This window comes from Dolichospermum sp. DET69 (assembly GCA_017355425.1).
Classification (GTDB): Bacteria; Cyanobacteriota; Cyanobacteriia; order Cyanobacteriales; family Nostocaceae; genus Dolichospermum.
This window is the reverse complement of record CP070233.1, coordinates 5,390,548-5,414,331: the sequence shown is the minus strand read 5'-3', so window position 1 is coordinate 5,414,331 and position 23,784 is coordinate 5,390,548. Positions and strand designations below refer to the sequence as shown.

The 23,784-nt window shown below is 38.8% G+C and carries 17 protein-coding genes and 1 pseudogene; 8 read left to right on the top strand and 10 right to left on the bottom strand.

Annotated elements, in window-relative coordinates:
* Window positions 1–39 precede the first annotated feature (39 nt).
* From EZY12_24855 to EZY12_24845, 3 genes are all read left to right on the top strand, one after another.
* Window positions 40–372, top strand: coding sequence for a type II toxin-antitoxin system PrlF family antitoxin (locus tag EZY12_24855; protein QSX67834.1), 333 nt, complete (start codon window positions 40–42; stop codon window positions 370–372).
* Between the two features lie 2 nt (window positions 373–374).
* Window positions 375–872 carry a type II toxin-antitoxin system YhaV family toxin gene (locus EZY12_24850; protein QSX67833.1) on the top strand — a complete coding sequence of 166 codons (498 nt, stop codon included), beginning with the start codon at window positions 375–377 and terminating at the stop codon, window positions 870–872.
* A 657-nt stretch (window positions 873–1,529) separates the two neighbouring features.
* Entirely contained in the window at window positions 1,530–1,940 is a 411-nt protein-coding gene (locus EZY12_24845; GenBank protein QSX67832.1) for a hypothetical protein, read from the top strand.
* On the opposite strand, the gene EZY12_24840 is transcribed toward EZY12_24845, so the two are convergent.
* From EZY12_24840 to EZY12_24830, 3 genes are read right to left on the bottom strand one after another with little or no spacing between them, the layout of a single operon-like run.
* Window positions 1,925–5,344: a DEAD/DEAH box helicase family protein gene (locus EZY12_24840; GenBank protein QSX67831.1), complete on the bottom strand. Its 3,420-nt coding sequence runs from the start codon at window positions 5,342–5,344 to the stop codon at window positions 1,925–1,927. The two genes, EZY12_24845 and EZY12_24840, sit on opposite strands and share 16 nt — an antisense overlap.
* Window positions 5,341–5,736 carry a type II toxin-antitoxin system VapC family toxin gene (locus EZY12_24835; protein ID QSX67830.1) on the bottom strand — a complete coding sequence of 132 codons (396 nt, stop codon included), beginning with the start codon at window positions 5,734–5,736 and terminating at the stop codon, window positions 5,341–5,343. The genes EZY12_24840 and EZY12_24835 overlap by 4 nt, the downstream gene beginning before the upstream one ends.
* Window positions 5,736–6,038 (bottom strand): hypothetical protein, encoded by a 303-nt coding sequence (locus EZY12_24830; GenBank protein ID QSX67829.1) that lies wholly within the window; start codon window positions 6,036–6,038, stop codon window positions 5,736–5,738. The genes EZY12_24835 and EZY12_24830 overlap by 1 nt, the downstream gene beginning before the upstream one ends.
* 175 nt (window positions 6,039–6,213) lie before the next feature.
* Here EZY12_24830 and EZY12_24825 point away from each other — a divergent pair, with 175 nt between their 5' ends.
* On the top strand, window positions 6,214–6,399 hold the full coding sequence (locus EZY12_24825; GenBank protein QSX67828.1) for a hypothetical protein: 186 nt from the start codon (window positions 6,214–6,216) through the stop codon (window positions 6,397–6,399).
* Window positions 6,400–6,606: 207 nt separating this feature from the next.
* Here EZY12_24825 and EZY12_24820 read toward each other — a convergent pair whose 3' ends face one another.
* The 7 genes from EZY12_24820 to EZY12_24790 form a co-directional block, all read right to left on the bottom strand.
* Window positions 6,607–9,474 carry a DUF1156 domain-containing protein gene (locus tag EZY12_24820; protein ID QSX67827.1) on the bottom strand — a complete coding sequence of 956 codons (2,868 nt, stop codon included), beginning with the start codon at window positions 9,472–9,474 and terminating at the stop codon, window positions 6,607–6,609.
* A gap of 1,129 nt (window positions 9,475–10,603) precedes the next feature.
* Entirely contained in the window at window positions 10,604–11,206 is a 603-nt protein-coding gene (locus tag EZY12_24815; protein ID QSX67826.1) for a hypothetical protein, read from the bottom strand.
* Between the two features lie 47 nt (window positions 11,207–11,253).
* Window positions 11,254–11,682, bottom strand: coding sequence for a hypothetical protein (locus EZY12_24810; GenBank protein QSX67825.1), 429 nt, complete (start codon window positions 11,680–11,682; stop codon window positions 11,254–11,256).
* 54 nt (window positions 11,683–11,736) lie between these two features.
* Window positions 11,737–12,105, bottom strand: coding sequence for a four helix bundle protein (locus tag EZY12_24805; protein QSX67824.1), 369 nt, complete (start codon window positions 12,103–12,105; stop codon window positions 11,737–11,739).
* A gap of 100 nt (window positions 12,106–12,205) precedes the next feature.
* Window positions 12,206–15,472, bottom strand: a complete 3,267-nt coding sequence (locus EZY12_24800) for an ATP-binding protein (GenBank protein QSX67823.1) — start codon at window positions 15,470–15,472, stop codon at window positions 12,206–12,208.
* Between the two features lie 577 nt (window positions 15,473–16,049).
* Window positions 16,050–16,370: a hypothetical protein gene (locus tag EZY12_24795; protein ID QSX67822.1), complete on the bottom strand. Its 321-nt coding sequence runs from the start codon at window positions 16,368–16,370 to the stop codon at window positions 16,050–16,052.
* Window positions 16,371–16,525: 155 nt separating this feature from the next.
* Complete coding sequence (locus EZY12_24790; protein ID QSX67821.1) at window positions 16,526–17,386, bottom strand: hypothetical protein; 861 nt, start codon at window positions 17,384–17,386, stop codon at window positions 16,526–16,528.
* Window positions 17,387–17,609: 223 nt separating this feature from the next.
* Here EZY12_24790 and EZY12_24785 point away from each other — a divergent pair, with 223 nt between their 5' ends.
* The 4 genes and pseudogenes from EZY12_24785 to EZY12_24770 all read left to right on the top strand — a co-directional run bounded on the left by EZY12_24785 (window position 17,610) and on the right by EZY12_24770 (window position 23,777).
* On the top strand, window positions 17,610–19,160 hold the full coding sequence (locus tag EZY12_24785; GenBank protein ID QSX67820.1) for an AAA family ATPase: 1,551 nt from the start codon (window positions 17,610–17,612) through the stop codon (window positions 19,158–19,160).
* Window positions 19,161–19,885: 725 nt separating this feature from the next.
* Window positions 19,886–21,431, top strand: a pseudogene (locus EZY12_24780) (reverse transcriptase N-terminal domain-containing protein).
* A 165-nt stretch (window positions 21,432–21,596) separates the two neighbouring features.
* A complete protein-coding gene (locus tag EZY12_24775) occupies window positions 21,597–23,357 on the top strand; it encodes an Hsp70 family protein (GenBank protein QSX67819.1) in 1,761 nt (586 codons plus the stop codon).
* Window positions 23,358–23,363: 6 nt separating this feature from the next.
* Window positions 23,364–23,777, top strand: a complete 414-nt coding sequence (locus EZY12_24770) for a tetratricopeptide repeat protein (GenBank protein QSX67818.1) — start codon at window positions 23,364–23,366, stop codon at window positions 23,775–23,777.
* The last annotated feature ends 7 nt before the right edge of the window (window positions 23,778–23,784 follow it).

The window sequence follows — 23,784 nt, the reverse complement described above, 5'->3', positions numbered from 1 at the left end:
CTTGGAGATAGAATTTAACCGATAGGTTTAGAGGTCGCTATGGCTGTAATACTAGCCCCATCTTCAGAATCTACTCTTACTGATCGCTATCAGACTACCATCCCTGATCCCGTTCGCAAGTTCCTTGGCTTGGATAAGCGTGATAAAATCTGCTACACTATCCAGCCTGACGGTAAGGTAGTGATTTCTCGCGTTGATAAGACGGAGAGCGATCCTATACTTGGAAAGTTTCTAAATTTTATTGCCCAAGATATCGAAAAGAATCCTCAGCACTTACAAACCATTAGCTCTGATTTAGTCAGCCGTGTTCAGTCCTTAGTTGCTGAAGTCTATCTTGATCTTGATTCCCCACTATCTGACGAGGATGAATAAGTTTGTCTGTAAATCAGCCGCTAGTGATTAATGGGTGGGACGTATTTGCTCATTCTCTCTTTCTTAACCAGTTTGAAGAACTTCTAAGGCAGGTTGAACATTTGCGTCAGAAGTATCCTCAAGACTACAATAAAAAAAACGCCACAAAGCGTCTAGCTGCAATAGCAAAGCTGGCATTTGATTTTATTCCTCAAGATCCAACACTTAGTAATTATCGCCAAGGCAGTACGCTTGGTGACGACTACAAACACTGGTTTAGAGCTAAATTTTTTCAGCAATACCGACTGTTTTTTCGATATCATCAAGAGAGCAAAATAATTGTTTTCGCTTGGGTTAATGATGAGAACTCTAAGCGTTCTTATGACAGTAACACAGACGCTTATCGAGTTTTTAAGAAAATGCTGGAAACTGGTCATCCTCCAGACAATTGGAATGATTTACTCAAAGATGCAAAATGTGAAACTAATCGTTTAGAGAAAGCAGTCAAAGCAGAAATCTAACTGGCTAGAAATAAGATACATACACAGCACAAGGAATCATTGAAGCGGATAATATTGTGATATTTTGGTATTGAGTTTGGGGCGATAGCGAAGCCCGACCTAGGAATCGCACAAGTCCTGTGGTTTTGTATTGTCCATGTAAATATACTGATGATGAGCTAGATATGATATCGCTAAAGACACATCAAGTTTTTGGCGGATTTTAAGGCAATAATAAAAAATATTGTATCTAGCCCTTTTATAAATAAACCCCATCTAAGATGAAAACTATAGTTATTGAAAGTAGTGGGAGCATCTTGCTCCCTGCTGTTAGGTAGCGAGCAAGATGCTCGCATTACTTCAGGTTTCAAAATTCTAGCTGACTATAGTTATTGAAAGTAGTGGGAGCATCTTGCTCCCTGCTGTTAGGTAGCGAGCAAGATGCTCGCATTACTTCAGGTTTCAAAATTCTAGCTGACTAGAAAACTTAAAAGAGACTCTTTAAATTCAAAAAGGTGCGTTACATTTGATTAACGTATCCTACAAGATCGGCGATTCCTAGGTCGCGCTAGTTCCCTCCGGGACGCTCTCGCGTTCGCTATCGCATAACTATGGTAAATTTTTAGTAAGCAAAGAATAATCCAATCTACCTATCCTCTTTTAATTTCCTTCCCTATTATGAATTTCAAACGATGGCAGGAACTCAAGCAAATCCTCACTGAAGAAAAAGATTTGTCTACTATTTGGTTATATTACATGGATCATTTTGCGGATCATCCCAAATTCATCAACTTGGGTCAACCTGTCCAGAATCAATATATTGATGCAGTTGTCAAAAAAACCTGTCAACAACTATTTGGTCAAAACGTCAAAATTACCAATTCTCTCATCATCCATATTCCCCGACAGCAATTTTTCCATGGCCCATTCCAAGCAAGCGGACGAATTGGTGGTGTGATTTTCTTTGAGGATATCAAAGTCGGTTTAATGGGTGTTTCTGCACAGTTTCCCCCAACTGGTGAGGTGAAATATTCCCGGTTTACCGAAGTAATGGATCTATCACCACCAACAGGTTATGATTTAAATTGAAGGGGTTCAGAGAAAATCTGTAAAAACTCCGCAAACAAAGGTTCTCCAAAATTCATTAATCTCAGAGAAGGTATTTCATCAAACATATCTGGGTAAAAGGTAATCATGTATTCCCGGTTTTTATAGGTAAGTAGCCACGTTTTTTCGTCTTTTGGCTGAAAAATCACCCCAGCAGTTTTTAAAATTGCAGATGTGGTAAATAAATGTTCAATGCTTTCTGGTGTAAAAGGAGTAGGTGGAATAGGCTTTTGAATTTCCGCTAAATCAGCATCCAAATCCATTGTTACCATTGCTTCAATTCCTGGACGGAGAGGCGCGTCTAATACCGAGTCAAACTCAGACATTAATACATCCTCTTCTTCTGGATCTGCGCTCATTGCTGCTTGTTCAATGAATGTGGGAACTTTAGCTAAAATGGGTTGGAGATTACCAACAACTGTAGCAAAGGCGTTAATGCGATCGCGCAATTTTCTGTAAACTTTTGCTTCTACTGTGCCATCATAATAAAAATTGTGAATGCGGACAGTTTCATACCTTTGTCCAATTCTATCAATTCTGCCAATTCTTTGTTCCACACGCATGGGATTCCAGGGCATATCATAATTGATTAATACCCCACAATTTTGCAAGTTTAACCCTTCTGACGCAGATTCCGTACACAAAAGAATTTTAATTTCATCCTGGCGAAATTTGTGTTTAATTTCTTCCTTGGGAACTACACACCAAGTTGGATGACTGTTGACTGATGACTGTTGGTTGTTGACTGTTGACTGATGACTGTTAACTGTCAACCGTGAACTGTCAACTGTCAACCGTGAACTGTTAACTGTTAACCGTGAACTGTCAACTGTCAACCGTGAACTGTTAACTTTTAATAATTCCCCACCACGTCCAGAATAACAAGCTACTTGACTACCATATAATTCTTTTAAAGCATCTCGCAGATAGTCCATTGTGTCTGTGTATTGAGTAAAGACAATAGCACTTTCTCTTTGGCTTAATTCTTGACGTAAAATCTGAATAAAATGGGAAAGTTTGCTATCTTCTCCTGTATTTTCAAATTGCTGTAATAAATCTTCTAAATATTGAATTTCCTGGGGGTCTACTTCTTCAAAGAAAGATTCCATCCCCGAAATTACTGCATCATTAGCTTCATCAATATCTACATAATCATCTTCTGTAATAAAACTGCCTTGTTTAGTTAATAAACAATCTAAACCCCGTTGTAAAGATGCTTTGATAGCGTAGAATGAACTGGTTAAACGTTTCCTGTACAAAGTCATCAAGAAACCGCGACAGGTACGCTGATCTTTTTGTGCTAGTCTGTAAAAATGACGGACATAATTACTAACAGCTTGGTAAAGCGGAACTTCACGGTTAATTTCTAAACTAATGGCATTATCTTGCACAATTCTACTAGGAATATCTTGGGCTAATAATCCGCGTTGATAATATTGTCTCAATGTATCGCGGGTATGACGAAACATCAAATCTTTTAAAGGGGTATTAACTGTTAAATATTGTCTGGAAGTATTGATAAAATTTTCATCTGCTAATAATTGTTTATGATTAGAGATTTTTCTACCTCGTTCCCATAAATCCTGCATTTTATAAGCAATATTTCTATCTTGTTGGTTTAAAAATTGCTGTAACCGAGTACAAGGTTTTCCTCCTTGTTGAAAATAGTCACTAGACATGACTTGCCAAAAATTCAGGATTTCTGGTTTAACACTATTTGGTAATGATTCAAAATAATTACAGAAGTTATCTCCATAACTCCAATGTCCTTGCATTCCTAGTAAATTCAATAAATCAAAAACTTCTATAGCATCAATTTGCATGGGAGTAGCAGAAAGCAGAATTAAGGCTTGAGTTTTATCCTTTAATTGCTGCATTAATTCTAATAACCGATTGGGTGTTTCTTTGCGATTTTGAGGGCTTTTTCTTCTAGCGTGGTGTGCTTCATCTAATATGACTAAATCCCAAGGTTCTGCTGCTAATAATTCCTGCATTCTTTCTTTTCTCCGCACTAAATGGGAAGAAGCGAGAATTAAATCTTGGCTATTCCAAGGATTGTTAATTGTTGACTGTTGACTGTTGACTGTTGACTGCTGACTGTTGACTGTTGATTGTTGATTGTTGACTGTTGACTGTTGATTGTTGACTGTTGACTGTTGACGGTATTGTTCAGTTAACAGTGAACTGTGAACAGTGAATAAATTTTGATTGTAACTCCAAAAATGCAGATTGAATTTTTCTCTTAATTCTTCTTGCCATTGTGGTTGGACACTTGCAGGGGAAAGGATGAGTACCCGTTTGGCTTTTTTAGCTAAGAGGAGATAACGTAAAATTAATCCTGTTTCAATGGTTTTACCTAATCCAACTTCGTCAGCAATAAGAAAACTTTTAGGAAAGGTTTCTGCTACCCGACGCAATATTTTAATTTGGTGTGGCCAGGGTTTTATGGGAATTGATTTTAAACAAAAGTCTAAACATCCAGGATGTTGATGAATATTCGCTAGTTGGTAAAATGCTTGTTTTTCTTCTTCGTTGATGACTGTTAACTGTTGACTGTTGGCTGTTGACTGTTGACTGTTGACTGTTGGCTGTTGACTGTGAACTGTGAACTGTGAACCGTCAACTGTGAACCGTGAACTGTCATCAAATTCAATTTGAGGATTCCAGGTAGGTTTAGATGTTGGGGCATAATTTAACAATTTTTGTTGTACTGCTTCGGGAATTTCAAATACGCGCACGTTGGGGGATAAGTTATACCACAGTTGTTCAAATCTGGAAACTTCTTCTTCTACTCTATCTAATTCTCTTCCTCCTTCCCAGGAACAATAAACGTGAAATGATTCGACGTTTTTCTCCCAACCGGCAATAGATTCGTTATTAGAACCATTAAATGCTAATTTATCACCGTTGCTATCTGTAAAGATGCCAACTTTTTCATGAAATATATGTTGAGGATCTAGTTGTTGGATGCTATTTTCTGGAAGTCCATTTTCTTGAAGAGGAATAGCTATTTTGATGTCGAGATATTGATTTTGAATTAACCAACTGAGTATTTCTAAATGTTTGAGTTGGGCAAAGTTTTCGGGTGGTGTTAAGTCGGCATCTAAACGAGTTAGTAAAGCATCCCGTAATGCGTATCCTTGTTCTATTGCTTCCAAGTCTTGGGGACTAAATTGGCATCCCATCATTAACCGGATTTTGCCTTGATTGTGTAGCATTGCCCCTAAACCCCGCGCTACTTTACTTAATATGGCGCTGCTAAAGAAGCCTGATTTTCTGTCATATTGGATGGCAGATTCTAAAGCAGGAATATAGAAGTCAGCAATGGTATTATGGGTGTTGCTGGAGTAGCTAATTTTCCAAGAGGTATCGCGTAGAGTTTTCAATTTTCTAACCAGTTATCTAATTTTAAATTGGGAATATTTATAAAATCTTTGATATTATTAGTAACGAGAATATCGTCACGAGAACGGGCTACAGCAGCAATTAAAGCATCAAATTCTCCTGTTGGTTTGCCAATTTTTCTGAGTTCGCTTTGAATCTTGCCAAATTCGATAGCTGCTGCGATTTCAAATGGTTCTACTGGTAGTAGTTCTATGAACTCAGTTAATGTTTCTATATTTTTGGCTACTTGTTGAGAACAATAAACTCCTTTATAAAGTTCTGAAACGACGATGATGGATAGATAACATTGGCTAAAGTAGCGGTTGAATTTGGCAACAGCTTGGGGATTTTTGTTAAATAGTGCAATGCAAATATTGGTATCTAGTAGATACATTAGTCGTTATCCTGATTATCAATTGAGTCTATAATTCTACCTTGATAAGTATGGCGTTCTTTGTCAATTTCTGCAAATATTTCGGTTAATTCAGGTTGATTTTTCCAAGTACCGAATAATTTATTTAGTTTAGCTAGTCTCTCCTGTTCTGTTAATGGTTGTTTTGTTTTTCTGATTTGATTTTCAATAAATTCTAAGTCTACTATTTCTAAGTCTACTATGATTTCTGTTCCATCTGGAATATTGTTAAGTTGTTCTAATATTTCTATATTCTGTCCCCGTTTTATGCCTCTTACTTTCATTTTCAATCTCCTGTGATTAATAGTTATTAGTTGACTGTTTAATTGTCTGTGAGTTGTCAGGATTTTTTTGTCTGAATCAGGATAACCAGGATTTTAGGATTTTCAGGATTGTTATTTATTAATTGTCTGTGAGATACAAATATTTTTTGTCAGTTTACTCTCTCTATTATATTACATGAATTTAATCAATTATGATCCTCACAAAAAAACCCATCCTGTAAATCCTCTAATCCTGGAAATCCTGATTCAGACAAAAAAAACCCATCCTGTAAATCCTCTAATCCTGGAAATCCTGATTCAGACAAAAAAAACCCATCCTGTACATCCTCATAATCCTGGAAATCCTGATTCAGACAAATAAACTCATCCTGTAAATCCTCTAATCCTGGAAATCCTGATTCAGACAAATAAACTCATCCTGTAAATCCTCTAATCCTGGAAATCCTGATTCAGACAAAAATTAACATCCTGTAAATCCTCATAATCCTGGAAATCCTGATTCAGACAAAAATTAACATCCTGTAAATCCTCTAATCCTGAAAATCCTGATTCAGACAAAATTCAGTGATCAAAATAAACTCATTTGTCCCCCCTGATTATCTAATTGTATCTCAGTTTGTTGATAGGAGACTTTAGCTTTTATTTCATCCATTGCTAACCACAAATCTAATAAAGCTTTCTCTTCCAAAATGCGTTTCTTTTCATCTTTGATGTGGGGAATTACTTTTAACGCTACTTCAAATGTCCGCATAAAGGAATCATTGCTAACTAATCCTGTATTTTTGAGAAATCTCCGCACTGGTTCTGTATTTTCTTCTGCTTGGTAAATGGCAATAATGGCGTGCAGTCCATCTACTAAATATCTGCCAGAAAATTCTGTATCAATGGTAGAAAAGGCGCGTTTTTTTAAGCGTTGTTCTGGGGTGAGTAATTTACAAAAGCCACTACCAGAATCTAGTAATTTATGGGTTTTAACTAAGTCGGAAACATCAAAACCTCCCACTGCTAAAGCTAATTGTCGGGCTTCATCAAAGGGAAATTCCCGCGCTTCAAAGGTATCCCAGGCGAGTATATACCATTGGGTGAGGGGGTCTATGCCGTTAAAGTCTTTACCTGCTAATAGCTTTTCTAGTCGGTATGCGACGATGGTTTGACGCACTTCTTCAAAGGCGGCTTTGGGTTCTACTGGGTTGCCGGCACTGTCGAGAATGGAACTGTAGCGGGTAAATACGCTTAATGCACTACCAAAGGCTGTTAAGCATAGGTCAATACCTGGGGGTTTGATGCGACGGCGGGGGTCTGCTACTCTGTCTGCGGCGGGACGGCTATCTGCTGTTAAGGATTTTTCGATTTCTGGGGCTTTCTCAAAGACGATATTACGCACTTCTATGCGGACATCATCCCACCATGCTTGTTCGGCGTTGGGTTGACGTTTGCGACAGACTAAAAGCACGGTGCTGGATACGGCGTTTTTCTGTGCTTGGTGGAGGTTTTGGGGGTTTTCGGTGCTGACAGCCCAGGATGCGGTGATTTCAAAGCCAGCGTCTATCAGGGACTTGGCTAGGACATCCCATGCACCGGAGTCTTTATGGTTGAATTGGACTGTCATTACCCCGTCGTCCCGTAATACGCGGTGGTATTCGGCGAAGGCCATGGCCATTTTGGCTTCGTAGTCTTGATAAGCAAGTTCTTTGGGTGAAATGCCCATGTTACGGAAGCGTCCTAAATTGGCAACAGCTTCTCGTTCTTTGTCGGTAAGTTCTAAATAGAATAAGTCGGGGAAAATATCGCCAAGGGTGCGTTTTAGCCAGACGTAGAAAAAGTCTGAGATTTCAGCATAAGGTATTGTGTCGTAATAAGGTGGGTCTGTGATAACTGCATCCACAGAATTATCAGGAATATGAGTTAAATTATCTGCTGATTCAGAATTAATTTGAATAAATTTTGGGTCGTTTTGTTCGATGCCTTGCAAGCCTATGGAATGTGGCTTTGTACCAAAATAATTACAAAGTTTTGAATAGTCATCAGCAACTGTTTCTGCACACCATTGATAGAGTCTATTTGTTCCACAAACTTCTGGATAATTCCACATTAAATTAAGAGAATGTTGAGCTGATGCTGCTTGTGGAACACCTACAGATGATTGCCAATGGGCTAATTTACAGTTCTTATCAACACACCTATCTAATACTAAAGCTAAATAAGTCGATATTGCTTGTGATTTTTCCCATTCATATTCAGATTGAATTAAAGTTTTAGCTTCATTGATAATTTGTATATAAGTTACAAGGGTTAAAAGTTGACGAGGATTAAAATATTTATACCATGTAGTTAATCCATAACGATATGCCATCATGTATTGAGGATTGTCGCTGCATGGTTCTTTAGGAATTAAAGCCTGAAGATGAGGATCAATAAACATTTTATTATATTCTACTAGCGCTTTGTTATATCCTTGTACATCTTTCTCATCAGGAATTTTAAATTGAATAGAGCCATAACCCTGGTTATAAGCAACAGCATAAAGTTGATGTCCAAATCCAGTAGCTTGTGCATAATTAATTAAGTAGTCTTGCTCAAGTGTATTGCCACAGTTAGGACATCTACCAACACTTCTGTTAATTGTTATAGTTGTATTAGGATTATATTCTTCATTGTTTTCAATAACAATCGTTGTTCCTTTCCCTTTTATTCCTCTAACCAACTCAAAATCAATCCGACTCTTATCAGGATTAGAAATAGGTTTGACTGCACACCATCTGTGCCAGTTTTGCTTTTCAGGACGATTATAAACCCACCAAGTAGGACTTAAAGGAACAACAGACTCACAACTTGGACAAACAACAGTATGCGCCCATAAATAATATTGTACCGTTTCTCCGGGTAAAGAAGGGAAAAATTCAGCTAACCTTTTTTCAGCTTCATCACCTACCCACTTCACCCATTTATCAATATCATGCTGTAAATCTGGTCCAAACTTTAAAGGATATTCCATAGCTGCTTTCATCGTCACCACAGCCACAGGATTCAAATCAGAAGCCAGCACATTTAACCCATATCTCGCAGCTTCAAAAGGGATACTTCCACCACCTGCAAAAGCATCTAAAACAGTAGGTGTGCGAGTTCCCCAAATTTGCTCACAATAATCATGCACTTTCTTAATTCGCACAGCAGTAGGAGGAGTTTTGTAGAGTTTAACTTCCTTCCCTGGTTCTAACCCCAATAAATATTCAAATTCCTCCATTGTCACATCTGCCGGTAACAAGGAAGCCAACACACTAGCACGACTAAAGGACAATGGTTTGCGAGAATACCAACGATGTAACCCCTTAAAAGGATTTCCCCCATGTTCATAGTAAACCTGTTCGTTGAGGAGTTGGACAGGCATTCTTTCTTCTATGAATAAGTGGGGACGTTTGGGGGTTGGGTTAGTCATGGGGGTGTAGATGTGTGGGTATTGATTAATTGTAATGGAAGTGGGTGGTTTGTCAATGTTGTCTGAATCAGGATTTCCAGGATTTGAGGATTTTCAGGATGGTTATTGATGAATTTTCTGTGAGTTGCAAATATTTAATTGTCTGAATCAGGATTTCCAGGATTTGAGGATTTTCAGGATGGTTATTGATGAATTTTCTGTGAGATGGAAGTATTTAATTGTCTGAATCAGGATTTCCAGGATTTTAGGATTTACAGGATTGTTATTGATGAATTTTCTGTGAGATGGAAGTATTTAATTGTCTGAATCAGGATTTCCAGGATTTTAGGATTTACAGGATTGTTATTGATGAATTTTCTGTGAGATGGAAGTATTTTTTGTCAGTTTACTCTCTCTATTATATTAGATAAATTTAATCAATTATGATCCTCACAAAAAAACCATCCTGTAAATCCTGTAATCCTGGAAATCCTGATTCAGACAAAAAAACCATCCTGTAAATCCTGTAATCCTGGAAATCCTGATTCAGACAAAAAAACCATCCTGTAAATCCTGTAATCCTGGAAATCCTGATTCAGACAAAAAAACCATCCTGTAAATCCTGTAATCCTGGAAATCCTGATTCAGACAAAAAAACCATCCTGTAAATCCTGTAATCCTGGAAATCCTGATTCAGACAAAAAAACCATCCTGTAAATCCTGTAATCCTGGAAATCCTGATTCAGACAAAAAAACCATCCTGTAAATCCTGTAATCCTGGAAATCCTGATTCAGACAAAAAAACCATCCTGTAAATCCTGTAATCCTGGAAATCCTGATTCAGACAAAAAAACCATCCTGTAAATCCTGTAATCCTGGAAATCCTGATTCAGACAAAAAAACCATCCTGTAAATCCTGTAATCCTGGAAATCCTGATTCAGACAAAAAAACCATCCTGTAAATCCTGTAATCCTGGAAATCCTGATTCAGACAAAAAAACCATCCTGTAAATCCTGTAATCCTGGAAATCCTGATTCAGACAAAAAAACCATCCTGTAAATCCTGTAATCCTGGAAATCCTGATTCAGACAAAAAAACCATCCTGTAAATCCTGTAATCCTGGAAATCCTGATTCAGACAATTATTCCACTATTCTTGCTTAATCGCACTTATTAAAATTCCTAAAATCTTTTTCACATCCTTAATATAATATTCAGTTAAATCAATAGAAATAGTTTTATCTTCTAACTTCAAAAACTGCCAAATAGTACCGATAGTTACAGCACCATAAATAATCTTAATCGCATTTTGTTTTTGTTCATTAAACAATTGAGCAGCCAACATTTCAGCTATACATTGAGCCAAACCTGATTTCAAGTTTTCATTTTTACTTTCTACCAAAGTAATTATAGGTGCGCGAACAAAAAGTTGTTCTTTAGAAAGACTAATTAAGAAGTCACAAAAACCATTTAAACCTTGTTGACTATCAACATTAAAATCTACTCCCGAAAATAAACTGATTTCATTATTTAACTTTCTTCTTACTTCTAGTAAAATTGGACTAATTATCATCTCAGAACGAGCTTTTTCAGTATTAATTGAAACAGCTAAATCAACATTTTCCTTGAGGATTGTTGTTAGTAAATCACTAGATTCTTCCTCTGGAACATCTCCAAATAATCCTGATACTTCATTTAATGTTAATTCAAATTTTTGGATAATTTCACTTAATTTAAAATCACTGTAAGCCATCTTTATTACCTTTAATTAATTACACCACAGTCAACAGTTAGCAAACCTCAATCTCCTAATAATACCCTAATTGCTTTTAACGCTTGACTACGCTTCCCATTACTGATCTTAGCAAACCAATAATGGGATTCCTCATAACTCATTGCTTTGATACCTTGGGCAATATTAGCAATACGTTCTGGCTTAGAAAGTGGTTGCACCGTCTGAAATAACAAAGCTAAATTTATCCCTGTTTCCTCACTTAAAACATAAGGACTTTGGCGATTATGACTTAAAGTTTTAGGATCATAATTATTGGCCTTTAAACAATCATAAATTGCCTGTTTTACCTGAATTAAAGCATTACCCTTTAATCTACCAATGCGCTTGGCAGAAGGACGTTTTTTCTCTCCTGCCTTTTTATAAGCACACTGGTATAATTCTACTACAAAGTTATTGTTATCTGTAGAAACTATACGCAACTGAAATTCTTGCATATTTGTTGACTGTTAACCGTTGACTGTTGACTGTTGACTGTTGACTGTGAACCGTCAAGTCTTTCCTGATTTATTTTTAAAGGAGTTAAGATAAGCATTTAATTTAGGTGATAGTTCATCAATAATTGGTTTGATTTTGTCTGTTTGGGCTTGAGTCAACAACTTGCGCTGATAAGCTAGTCTTAACCAGTGTCTTGTTTCGTTTAAAGAACCTCTAGCTATCTTGACAAAACGTTGATTATCTTGTAGGTTGTAACGTCCATTACCCTCAGCAATATTAGCACCAATACTATCTGTAGATTTCACTAATTGTTTACCAATAGTATCTTTAGCAAAATAATCCCATTCTATAACAATAAACCAAATTTCATTGGCAAGTTGTTCCGATAGTTGGTAAACGCGTAAATTTTGGAAGCTTTCCATATTTGTTCACTGTTCACTGTTCACTGTTCACTGTTCACTGTCAACCGTCAACCGTCAGCAGTCAACAGTCAACCGTCAACCGTCAACCGTCAACCGTCAACTAATACGTCAATTTCGCCATTAAATTCAACCTGTCCACCGGATTTCGGTTTAAGGCACTTTTGATATTACTTATTTCTGTTCCCTCTGGCAGAATTGGTGACAAAAATTTAAATTCCAATTTCAAGAATACATCTGCTTTGACATCTTTACTACCCAATAAGGTATTAAGAGTATTCTGAAAACTATTAAACCCTTTATATGGTCCTTGGTACTCTAAACGAATAAATTGCTCTCCCAAGGTTATACTTGCTGTCTGGTCAATTTGCAGGGGTAATTTCATCAATAAAGGAAAGGCAGTTAATAACTTGCGGTAGTCCATTACTTCTGCTACTGAAATTTCTAACAATTCAATTCCTTCGGCTTTATTATCTTTGATAAAATCAGCTAATTGAGTAAATACACTATTGTGTGTACCTTCAGCATTAAATGTTTCTGGTTTGACGGCAAATAAACTTCCTGGTTCTGCCACACTAGGAGAAGAAGTTCCACCAGTACCATAAGTACCAGTACCATAAGTAATTATGGAGGCTTTAGTTTCTTTTTCAACTATTTCTTCATTACCGTAATCAACAACTAGTTTAAAAATTGTAGTTTGGGTAATGCTAGTTTCATATTCATCACTAGGACGAAACACCCTATCATTAACTTCTGTATTTTCTTGATACAATTTAATGGTTAATGCCCCAGATGCTTTCCACCTTAACCGCACAGGTTTTAGCTTATCTGTACTAGGCATAACTTGGGCATTCAGTTCAATTTCTCGTGGTTTAGGTGGTTGCAGAATACCCCGACGATACAATTCTATTCTTTCAGAAAATTCTATCGAATCAGGAGGAACAATTTTATTATCATCAGTTTTGATGAATAGTTTTTCACCAATTTTTATATCCCAACTACCATCTAAAATTCCCGTGCGAATTGTTTCTCGTAATTTAGATATTTCAGCATCAGCGAAAATATTTAAACTCAAATCTTTAGCAAAATTTTCTTTTAATGCTTTTGTTGTCCAATGATTTATCCCTGCTGGCCAAACTTTCTGTAATATGAATGCTGGTGCATAAGATTGTGCTTCATCTTGACGGATTTTTTGACAATCTTTGAGAGATTTTAAAATAATATCCTGTTGGTTATTACCTTTGACTTCACTACGTTCTTGGGCAGGTAAAGTATAGTGCATTAAGCCCTTTGGTGCTTTTACCGGATCATTGGCAGGATAAAATAAATGCTGATAGGTATTAGTAATTGATACTCTAATCTTTAATTCACAATCATCTTTACGTGCTTTAAGTTGTTTCTGCTGGTTTTCTGATAAGTCTTGCAAACGATTAGGAGAATTGAGAATATTTTGCATAGCCCGATATTCTCGCACATTCTCAATGGCACGTTGTAATTCTTGTTTGTTAGCAATAAGAAATAACAGGCGATTTCTATAAGTGCGGAATTTACCAGCTTCTCCAGTGTTGTTGAAAATGCGTTCTACTATGGCAGGTGGTCCATCTGTGGTAGAAGAAATTGTCTCTTCGTCAAAATCAATAATGCACAAGACTACACTATCAGCAACATCATCTACATCGGCGGGAGTTTCTGGTGCAGAAACTAATTTAAAGAATTTAGCCGCGAAAATCGTATCACGGCGTTTTCTTAATTCATCTTTGGCTTCAGTAATGCCAATTTGTGCTTTTTCTTCGGAAATGATTTTATTGAGTGATGGTTCTTCTTTAAATCTGGCAATCAAGGTAATCGGATCATTTTCTAAATACCACGCTACTGCTGTGAGTCTGTCTAAAACAGTATCTACAAAGCCAATTTCTAATCCTGGTGTCAGTAGGGATAAGTTTAATTCAGGACGACGAATACCTGCGGCAATTCCTTGGTTAATGGAATGTAAGAAAATGGTTCTAGCTACCCAGGTAGAAAAGGGAGGTTTGCCGGCTGCTTGCCATTCTGCGTCTTGTAATTGGCTATATGCTTCTCTACCATCTGGGTTATAAATGTCTGCTTGGATGGGGATTCGCATTAATTCTCTACCCAGTCGAGAAGTTAAATCACTGGTAATTTCTTCTTCAATGCCTACAGGGATATGATGGGTGTGAATTAGGGGTATCCAAATTGGGGATTGTTGACTGTTGGCTGTTGGCTGTTGACTGTTAACGTTTTGCCAGAGATAACGTATAACTCCAGCAAATAGGCGTAATGCGCCCCTGGTGCGTTGGAAGTTGGCAATGGAGGCGATTTTTTTGGTTAATAGGCTAAATAGTTCAGGATGGAAGGGATAACTCTGTTCAATCCCTTCGGCATAACGGGCATCTTTGCAGCCATCTGGTAAGTCAATGCGACTAGCTTTATAAGTTTGCAGATATTCTTTAGCGGCATCACTGGCTGCATTGGCTTCAATGCTGTTAAACATCCGTTGTTTAACGATATTGTAAATTTCTACATCGGTACTGGGTTTGAGAATCCGTTCTTGTCTAGCTGTGGCCGAAATGGTTTCCCGAATTTCTGTAGTTTCTGCCCCAAAACTGTCAGTGGAGGAGGCGAGGGTGTAAACAAAGACTAAATTATTAGAAGCTGCTGCCAAGTCCATGAGGGAGAATAAAAAGGCGACAACTTGTTCTGCTAAGTCGCTATTACCAACTACTGTGGCTTTAGCTGCTCTTAGATAACGGGCTATTTCATCGAGAATAATTACTGTGGGTTGCCCTTGGGTAATGCGTTCTAAAACTACAGTACCAGGGCTAACTCTTTGCTCATCAGAACCTTTAAGTAAGCTGTAACCTGCTACACCACCAATTTGATAAGCTATTTCTCCCCACAGGGTATAGGTGGTAATGCCTGTATCTGAATGGTAAACACCGTTAACTGGATCTAAGTCTTGGCAAGCGATCGCCGATGCTTGAATTGGACGCTCTGGAATTAAATTAATATTATCAACAAAACGCTCTAATCCAGGGATTTCTCGCCCCTTTTTGGCGATATGCCACAAGGCGATTTCATCATGGGTTTTCCCACCTCCGAAGCTGGTTTCTAAGCGAATGATAGGAGAACCAATAGCAGCCCCTCCTAATCGCCCAAATACTTCGGAAATCAGGGTTTTTAAGCCATCTGTAGGAAAGGTGTTAGCAAAAAAGGTTGTCGGATCTTGGTAGACGTAAGGTGCTGTACCTTCCACTACTAACCTCAATTTGGCAGCAAATAATTCCGGGGAGAGTTCCCCTGCTAAAATTTCGTCTCTGGGAATGCAGGTTTTGAAGATAGAAGGCAGCATAGAAATAAATATATTGATGGTTTGACAGTTAGCATTTGACTGTTAACAGCTAACTGTCAACAGCATCTTTATCTCTGAGGCAAAGTGATACTCTACAAGTTAGATCCTCAACGGGATCTATTTATCGTGTATTTAATTATAAGTATAGTCCGGCACGAAGCTCCTAACGCTACCGCGTTCCTCTTGTGGTGTTTATCCGCTGACCGCGATTCCTACAAAGCGCTTCGAGATTCCTAGGTCGCGCTTCGCTATCGCATTATCAACTAAAAATTATGAATTATTTGGTCAATATCTTGTAATCTTATCCCTAGTGGTGAGGCAGTCATGCTGCCAAAATGCGATATTTTATATTACAATTGAAGTATAAACCAGGGTTTTCTCAATATAAATACGCAAATAGTAATATTTGAGTTTAAATAATTGCAAATTAGATATCTCCGAAAAATAATGTAGAGACGTTCCATGGAACGTCTCTACAAGGGTTATAGAGAGTTTAGAAATTGAGCGACAGCGAAGCGCGACCTAGGAATCGCTTTTCTCTAAGATGTTTAACGGTGCAGTTAGTTAGGTAGTGCCTTCACGGTTGGGAAGGTCTATGAGTGTCCACAGACATATACTGACCTGTGTAACCAAGAATTCTTAGAATAATTTTTATAAGCAAGTCGTAGTATTTCTTAAATAAATTTATTTTATCATCAAGTGTTAGCAATGGAATTTCTCCTTGATGGAATAATGGATTACGCACTGAAGCTCGCAACATATCATCCATCATGTCGCTAGGAATAAAACGCAAATATTTATTTATTTGTCCTAGCTTCTGCTGGATATTCTCTCCAATCTTATCTTGAGATAGTCCTTGATTTAACAAATATTTAAATAACAAGGATTCATAAGCCATTAGCATTACTGCTAATTTTAAATCTATATAAGTAGGTGAACAGAATAAAACCAATCTGTGTAAAGAAAAGTAAAATCGCCCAAACCCTCTTCAATCTTGCCTTTTGCCTCTTGCCTCTTGCCTTGCCATAACGACAATTTTTAATGCTAACCTACTTATTCTTGTTGATTAATTTCCACTAAGAAGCCAATTACAGAATTAATATCTATTTTGGTTTGCCAATTCTTATAGCTTTCATAACAACTTTCAAAAGCCTTTGGGATACCCTCATTTATACGAAAATTATCGATTATATATCTTCTACAAAAAGAAGTTTTAACAGTGTTCTCCAAAGAATATTGAAGAATCTCACTATCAGAAGAATATTCGATAATTGGAATAAAACCCAAATTAAGGTTTAGAAGACTCAAAAACCAGCTTATCGAATTGGCTTCGTCCTCAATCGCGGAAATACTGTCATTTTTATTAACCGGGATGCTTACTTGAGAAAGGAGTGCATTAGGAATTCTACCAATCTCAATAAGTTTAATAAGCTCTTTATTAGTCTCAAGGGTTTGGAAACAAAACTTTTTACTACCAACGTTGATGAAGAATCCTCGTTCACAGTCAACTCCAGAGAAATTGAAATTACTAAAATAAGCTTTTGCTAAAGTGATTTCACTCGGTAACTGATCTTTGCGTACTAGAACAATAGAGCTTGGAAGGCAAAATAGAACTAGCTTTACTAGCTTTTCAGAAACTTCAACTTCTTTTGCTAAAATATGAATATCAGTGCAATTTAAACTCCAAATATCGTCATCAGATACTCCAGAAAAATGTTTGATTTTAGATATATTAGTTGAATCTTGAAGGGAGTTGTATAAACTTAGAATGAATATTATATTTCCACAAGCATCTACACATAACTCCCAAAAATATTCTCTGTCATTAATTATACCTTTACCATTTTTATATGCAATACGTGAATATTGATATATATCACCTAGTCGTTTCTCAAAATAGTTTTGCCCAAGCATATTTTTAGCTAAATGTAGACTGACGATCAAAATACACCTATTATACAGAAAATTTCCGCATAACTACTCAAATCAGGGTGAATAGCAATAAATTTTCTAGCTATCATCCTTTTCCGTGTAATAGACGGAATAATTCAGTATATATACCCGATGCTTAAACGAACAAAAATCCCCAACCTTAAAATAGTCTACACTCAAAGTGTCCGCTAACTGCCAAAATCCCATGTCTCGCTGGTTTAATATTGCAGGTCCGTGTAAACCTGATAAACACTATACGCTCTCAGCAACAAGTCGTCTCCCCGACTTGTCGGTGCTGATTGAACAAGAAAGTTATTTTGTCGTTCATGCACCCCGACAAACGGGGAAAACAACGGCAATGTTAGCCCTAGCGCAGCAACTTACCGCAACTGGACGTTATGCAGCAGTAATGGTATCGGCAGAGGTGGGAAGTGCTTTTAATCATGACCCCAGTGCAGCAGAATTAGCGATTTTGGGAACTTGGCAGAATACAATTGAGGATGACCTATCCCCAGAACTACAACCCCCAACGTGGGTTTATAATGCTCCTGGTCAGAGAATTGGCGAAAATTTAAGAGCTTGGTCACGAGCGATTAAGCGTCCCTTGGTATTATTTATAGATGAAATTGACTCTTTGCAAGACGAAACCCTAATTTCGGTACTAAGGCAATTACGAGATGGTTATCGCAGTCGTCCAGAAAATTTTCCCATATCTGTGGGATTAATTGGTTTACGTGATGTGCGAGATTATAAGGTGGCATCCGGTGGTAGTGACAGATTAAACACATCCAGTCCTTTTAATATTAAAGTCATTTCCATTACCTTGAGAAATTTTAATGCTGTAGAGGTGCAAGAACTATATCAACAACACACAGAAGAAACAGGACAAATTTTCACTTCAGAAGCCACAGCCACAGCTTTTGATTTAACCCAGGGACAACCTTGGTTAGTTAATGCTCTTGCTAAAGAAGTTGTGGAAAAAATGGTTAAAGATAGAAGTATTGCTATTACAAAAGAACATATTTTACAAGCTAAAGAAATATTAATTGCCCGTCAAGATACTCATCTTGATAGTTTAGCTGAACGTTTACGAGAGCCAAGGATAAAAGCAATTATCGAGCCAATGTTAGCGGGTTTGGAATTGGGGAATATACCCAACGATGATATTCAATTTGTGATTGATTTGGGTTTGTGTAAAATGCACCCCCAAGGTGGATTAAGCATTGCTAATCCAATTTATCGAGAAGTTTTACCCAGAGTGTTAACTGTGACACCAATGGCTTCCCTACCAAGGATTGCACCAACTTGGTTAACCTCAGAAGGGGAATTAAATATAGATACATTACTTGCAGCATTTCTCAAGTTTTGGCGACAGCATGGAGAACCGTTATTAGGTAGCACTGGCTATCATGAAATCGCACCGCATATTGTATTAATGGCTTTCTTACATCGTGTTGTTAACGGTGGTGGAACTCTGGAGAGGGAATATGCAATTGGTAGTGACAGAATGGATTTATGTCTGCGGTATAAAGATGTAACATTAGGTATGGAGTTAAAGGTATGGCGCGAGAAAAAGCGTGACCCCCAAACTGATGGTATTGAGCAATTAGAATCCTATTTAGGGCGTTTGGGGTTAGATTTTGGTTGGTTATTTGTGTTTGACAGGCGTAAAAATGCCCTACCAATGGAAGAACGTTTGTCAACTCAGGTTATGGTGACGGAAAATCAACGGGCGATTACTGTGATTCGGGCGTGAGTATTTTGTGGTGTTTATCCAACCATTCTCCCCACGCAGTTCTGTCTTTCGGCTTGATAGTGTTTCGCTATTGCATTATCAACTAAAAATTATGAATTATTTGGTCAATATCTTGTAATCTTATCCCTAGTGATGAAGCCGTCATGCTGCCAAAATGCGATATTTTATTTAGGTGCGATTCGTTGTTAGCTGAATCACGGTATCCAGCCCGTACATAAGCTAACCAACCCAATCTAGAAATAGAGAAAGGTTGAACTCTCGGTCTGATATGGGTGCAAGTCCCATCTGCCAGACTCAGGTATGACTCCCTATCTGCCTACGATGACCCGACTCGGTTTCGGGAGGTCGAAGCTAGGAACAGGACGCAATCAGACATCCGTTGTGGGATGACACTCGGCGTTAATGGGGAGTTCCCACGGTGAAACAGAGCCTAGAAAAGCAACCTAGGATAAAGCAGGACACAACATCAAAATCCTGACTTTACTGGAGTTAATTCCCGCCGCATCTCTAAATAATAGCGGCAAGAGTCCAGGGAATCCAGTGGTTGAATTGGCTACACCTAAAGGAACGAACAATCAACCGAGGGAACGAATAAAAACGGATTGAGGGTCTAAGGGTGGTCGAACCCCATAAGTAGGCTAGACGAGCAGCGGAACTCCCTCAATTCGGGTAGGACAGACCGTAATTGGTCTGAGGTGTTCAGAATACACAGATTGGAGCAGAGCATGATTGGACACAGAGACAACTCTAGTGAATCTTGGAAGACGTTGCCCTGGAAGAAATTCCGCCGTAGCTTATTCCGCCTACAAAAACGAGTGTACAAAGCGGTTCAAGTTGGCGACAAGCGCAAAGCGAAGTCCCTACAAAAGCTGATTCTGAAGTCTACCGCAGCGAGATTACTGGCTATCCGTCAAGTAACACAGCTAAATGCCGGGAAAAAGACAGCGGGAATTGACGGGAAAACCGCGCTCTCATTCGAGCAAAGGTTTGAACTAAATGAAAAACTTAGAACCGAATGCAATGACTGGAAACACCAGGGATTGCGTGAAATACCCATTCCTAAAAAGGATGGTAAAACCCGAATTCTCAAAGTCCCCACTATTGCAGATAGAGCATATCAGTGCCTTATCAAGTACGCATTAGAACCAGCACACGAAGCAACATTCCACGCTAGAAGCTACGGATTTAGGACAGGACGTTCAGCGCATGACGCACAGAAAATCTTGTTCATCAACCTAAGCTCTATCGCCAACGGAATAGATAAACGAGTTATAGAACTCGATATCGAAAAATGTTTCGATAGGATAAACCACACCGCTATCATGGATAAACTCATCGCTCCTTATAGCATAAGACAAGGAATCTTCCGATGTCTCAAAGCCGGAGTTAATCCAGAGTTTCCTGAACAAGGAACACCTCAAGGCGGAGTGGTAAGTCCACTATTAGCTAACATCGCCTTAAACGGTATCGAAAGTATTCATACATATAAAGATGCCGGAGGGTCAATAAAAGAACCATCAATCCGTTATGCGGATGACATGGTAATAATACTTAGACCTCAAGACGATGCCACAGAAATACTTGACAAAATCAGTCAGTTCCTAGCAGAGCGGGGAATGAAAGTCAGCGAGAAAAAGACAAAGCTAACCGCCGCGACAGATGGGTTTGATTTCCTCGGCTGGCATTTTAAAGTCCAGAAAAACGGGAAGTTTAGATGCGTTCCATCTGCGGACAACTTTAAATCTTTTCGCAAGAAAGTAAAACACATCGTCAACAACTCGAATTATGGTGCTACCACAAAGGCTGAGAAATTAGCCCCTGTAGTTAGAGGTTGGAGGAACTACCACCGCTTCTGCAAGATGGATGGGTCAAGGTTCTCCCTATGGCACATCAATCACAGAGCATTTAGGGTATTCAACAAGGAAACTAAACAGAATCGCCTTACTAGCCAAGAGTTAATAAAGAAGGCATTCCCAGCAGTTCCTTACTCCGTAAACAAACACATCAATGTCAAAGGTGAGAAATCACCATACGACGGAGATTTGAGTTACTGGAGCGAGCGTAACAGCAAGCTCTATAACAACAATACCTCTAAAGCCCTCAAACGGCAAAGCCATAAATGTGGTCATTGTGGTCTAAAAATGCTCAGTGATGAGAAGGTACACTTACATCATATAGATGGAAACCATAAGAATGGTAAACCCAAAAACCTTCTAGCAATTCACTTTCATCTGCCACGATTACATTCACATGAGCAAAAGCGAAAGTTAAGAACATCGGAAGCTGGGTGCAGTGAAAGCTGCACGCCCAGATTTAACAGAGAGGGGCAGGGAATAATATCCCTCCTCGACTCTACCATACGATGTGATCTGACGCGATTACTGGGTCGCGCTTCACAATCGCACCAGGGGCAAAAAACTTTTAAATTTAGAAATTATGAAAGCAGTTGGTATTGATTTAGGGACAACAAATTCTGAAGTAGCAATTGTCGAAAACGGACAGGTGCGGGTATTGCCAGGAGAAGATGGTGACCTGATTTTGCCTTCCTGTGTAGGGTTTAGCGATACGGGTAAAGTGCTAGTGGGACGAGAAGCACTGCGTCAATATGCTGCCGCTCCCGAACGCACCGTGAAGTCAATTAAACGGTGGATGGGAACTGACCACAAAACCACTTTAGGAGATAAAGAATACTTACCCCATGAAGTTTCCGCCATTATTCTCCGCGCTCTCAAACAACGGGCTGAAAATGCTTTGGGAGAAGCAATTACCCAAGCAGTGATTACAGTTCCCGCTTACTTTACAGATGCTCAACGGCAAGCAACTAAAACCGCTGGGGAGATCGCTGGTTTAGAGGTGCTGCAAATTATCAACGAACCAACAGCAGCCGCTTTAGCTTATGATTTGCGTTCCGAAGAGACAGAACGGGTTGTGGTTTATGACTTGGGAGGTGGTACTTTTGATGTGTCGGTAGTCGAAATTACAGGCGAAGTCACAGAAGTATTAGCTACTCATGGTAATAACCGCTTGGGTGGAGACGATTTTGACAGGCTGTTACAACTTTATCTAGTGGATTTATTTCGTAAACAGCATAGTGTGGATGTGCCAGATGATGCTGTCACCCAAGCGCGTCTTTTACGAGCAGCCGAGCAGTTAAAAATTGATCTGAGTTCCCATGGTTTTGCCACAGTTCGGGAAGCCTTTTTAGGTACTAAAGGCAAGACTGCACTCCATCTAGAGACAGAAGTACCGCGAGCAGATTTGGAAAAATTGATTCGCCCCTTATTAACAGAAACTTTAGAGGCCATTGACCGCGCTCTCACCGATGCAGATCTATTGCCTGGTGATATTGACCGGATTATCTTAGTGGGTGGTTCGACACGCATTCCTCTAGTCCAAGAAATGATTTCAGAACATCTGGGACAGACTCCCAGTGATGGTATTCAACCAGACCTTTGTGTGGCTTTGGGAGCAGCTTTACAAGCTGGGGTGTTGGTAGGTGAATCTGTGGATGCCATTCTTGTAGATGTGATTCCCCATTCCTTGGGTATTGCTGCGGCTGTGTCAACACCAATGGGGATTATGCCTGGTTACTTCAGTGTGATTATTCCCCGTAACAGTGTTGTTCCCGTTTCTCGCTCTCAAGTTTATTACACTGTGTCTGATGAACAAGAAGTGGTAGAAATTGAAGTTTTTCAGGGAGAAAATGCGATCGCCGAAGAAAATGTGCCGCTAGGTGATTTTAGAGTCGAGAACTTACCACCCAAACCCGCAGGAGGTATTCAAGTTGAGGTTCACTTTGACTTTGATATCAATGGCATTCTGACTGTCACCACTACTGAAAAAGGTAAAGGACAACAGGGAACGCTAGTAGTCAATAATGCAGGGATTGAGAAGCTTTCTAGCCATGAATTGAAGCAAGCAAGGGCAGATTTAGATGCCTTGTTTGAAGTTGATGAAACTATCGGAATGTCAGCTAAAGAGACAGTTTCCGCAGTAGAAATAGCTCCAGAATTAGCAGCACTTTTAGACCGCGCTCAACAAACATTGCCCACACTAGATTCTGAACAAGCAGAGGAATTACAAGACTTATTAGCCCAGATTGAAGATGCGAGTGCAAACCAGAGTGCAGAATTATCCGAGTTGCAAGAAGAACTCTCAGATTTTCTGTACTACGCAATTTCCAATCAGTCAAAGTAAGAAATTATGAAATGTCCTGTTTGTGCAGCAATTTATCGGACAACAAAGGGAGCAGGGACGCAAGGGGGAGAAAATCACAGCCAGACTTCTCCATTGCGTCCCCATTCGCCAACTTGTAGACGCTGCAAAGCCGATTTATCTGACTTGATTACTTTGCATGATCAAGCTATTTGGTATCACAGACAAGCCCTGGATTTGTTTTCAAAAGGGTTTTATCCAGAAGCAGCAACGCACAACAATCAAGCTTTAGCTTTGTATTCCAGTCATGCAGACTTTCATACCTTAGCTGGGAAAATATGGGCATTGCAAGGAGAATGGAGAGAAGCGATCGCATCTTGGCAACAAGCACTCAAATTTGACCCACAAAATGCAATTGCTTGTGATTGTCTACAAATGATCAAGCTATCTGAAAACGTTTGAGACATAG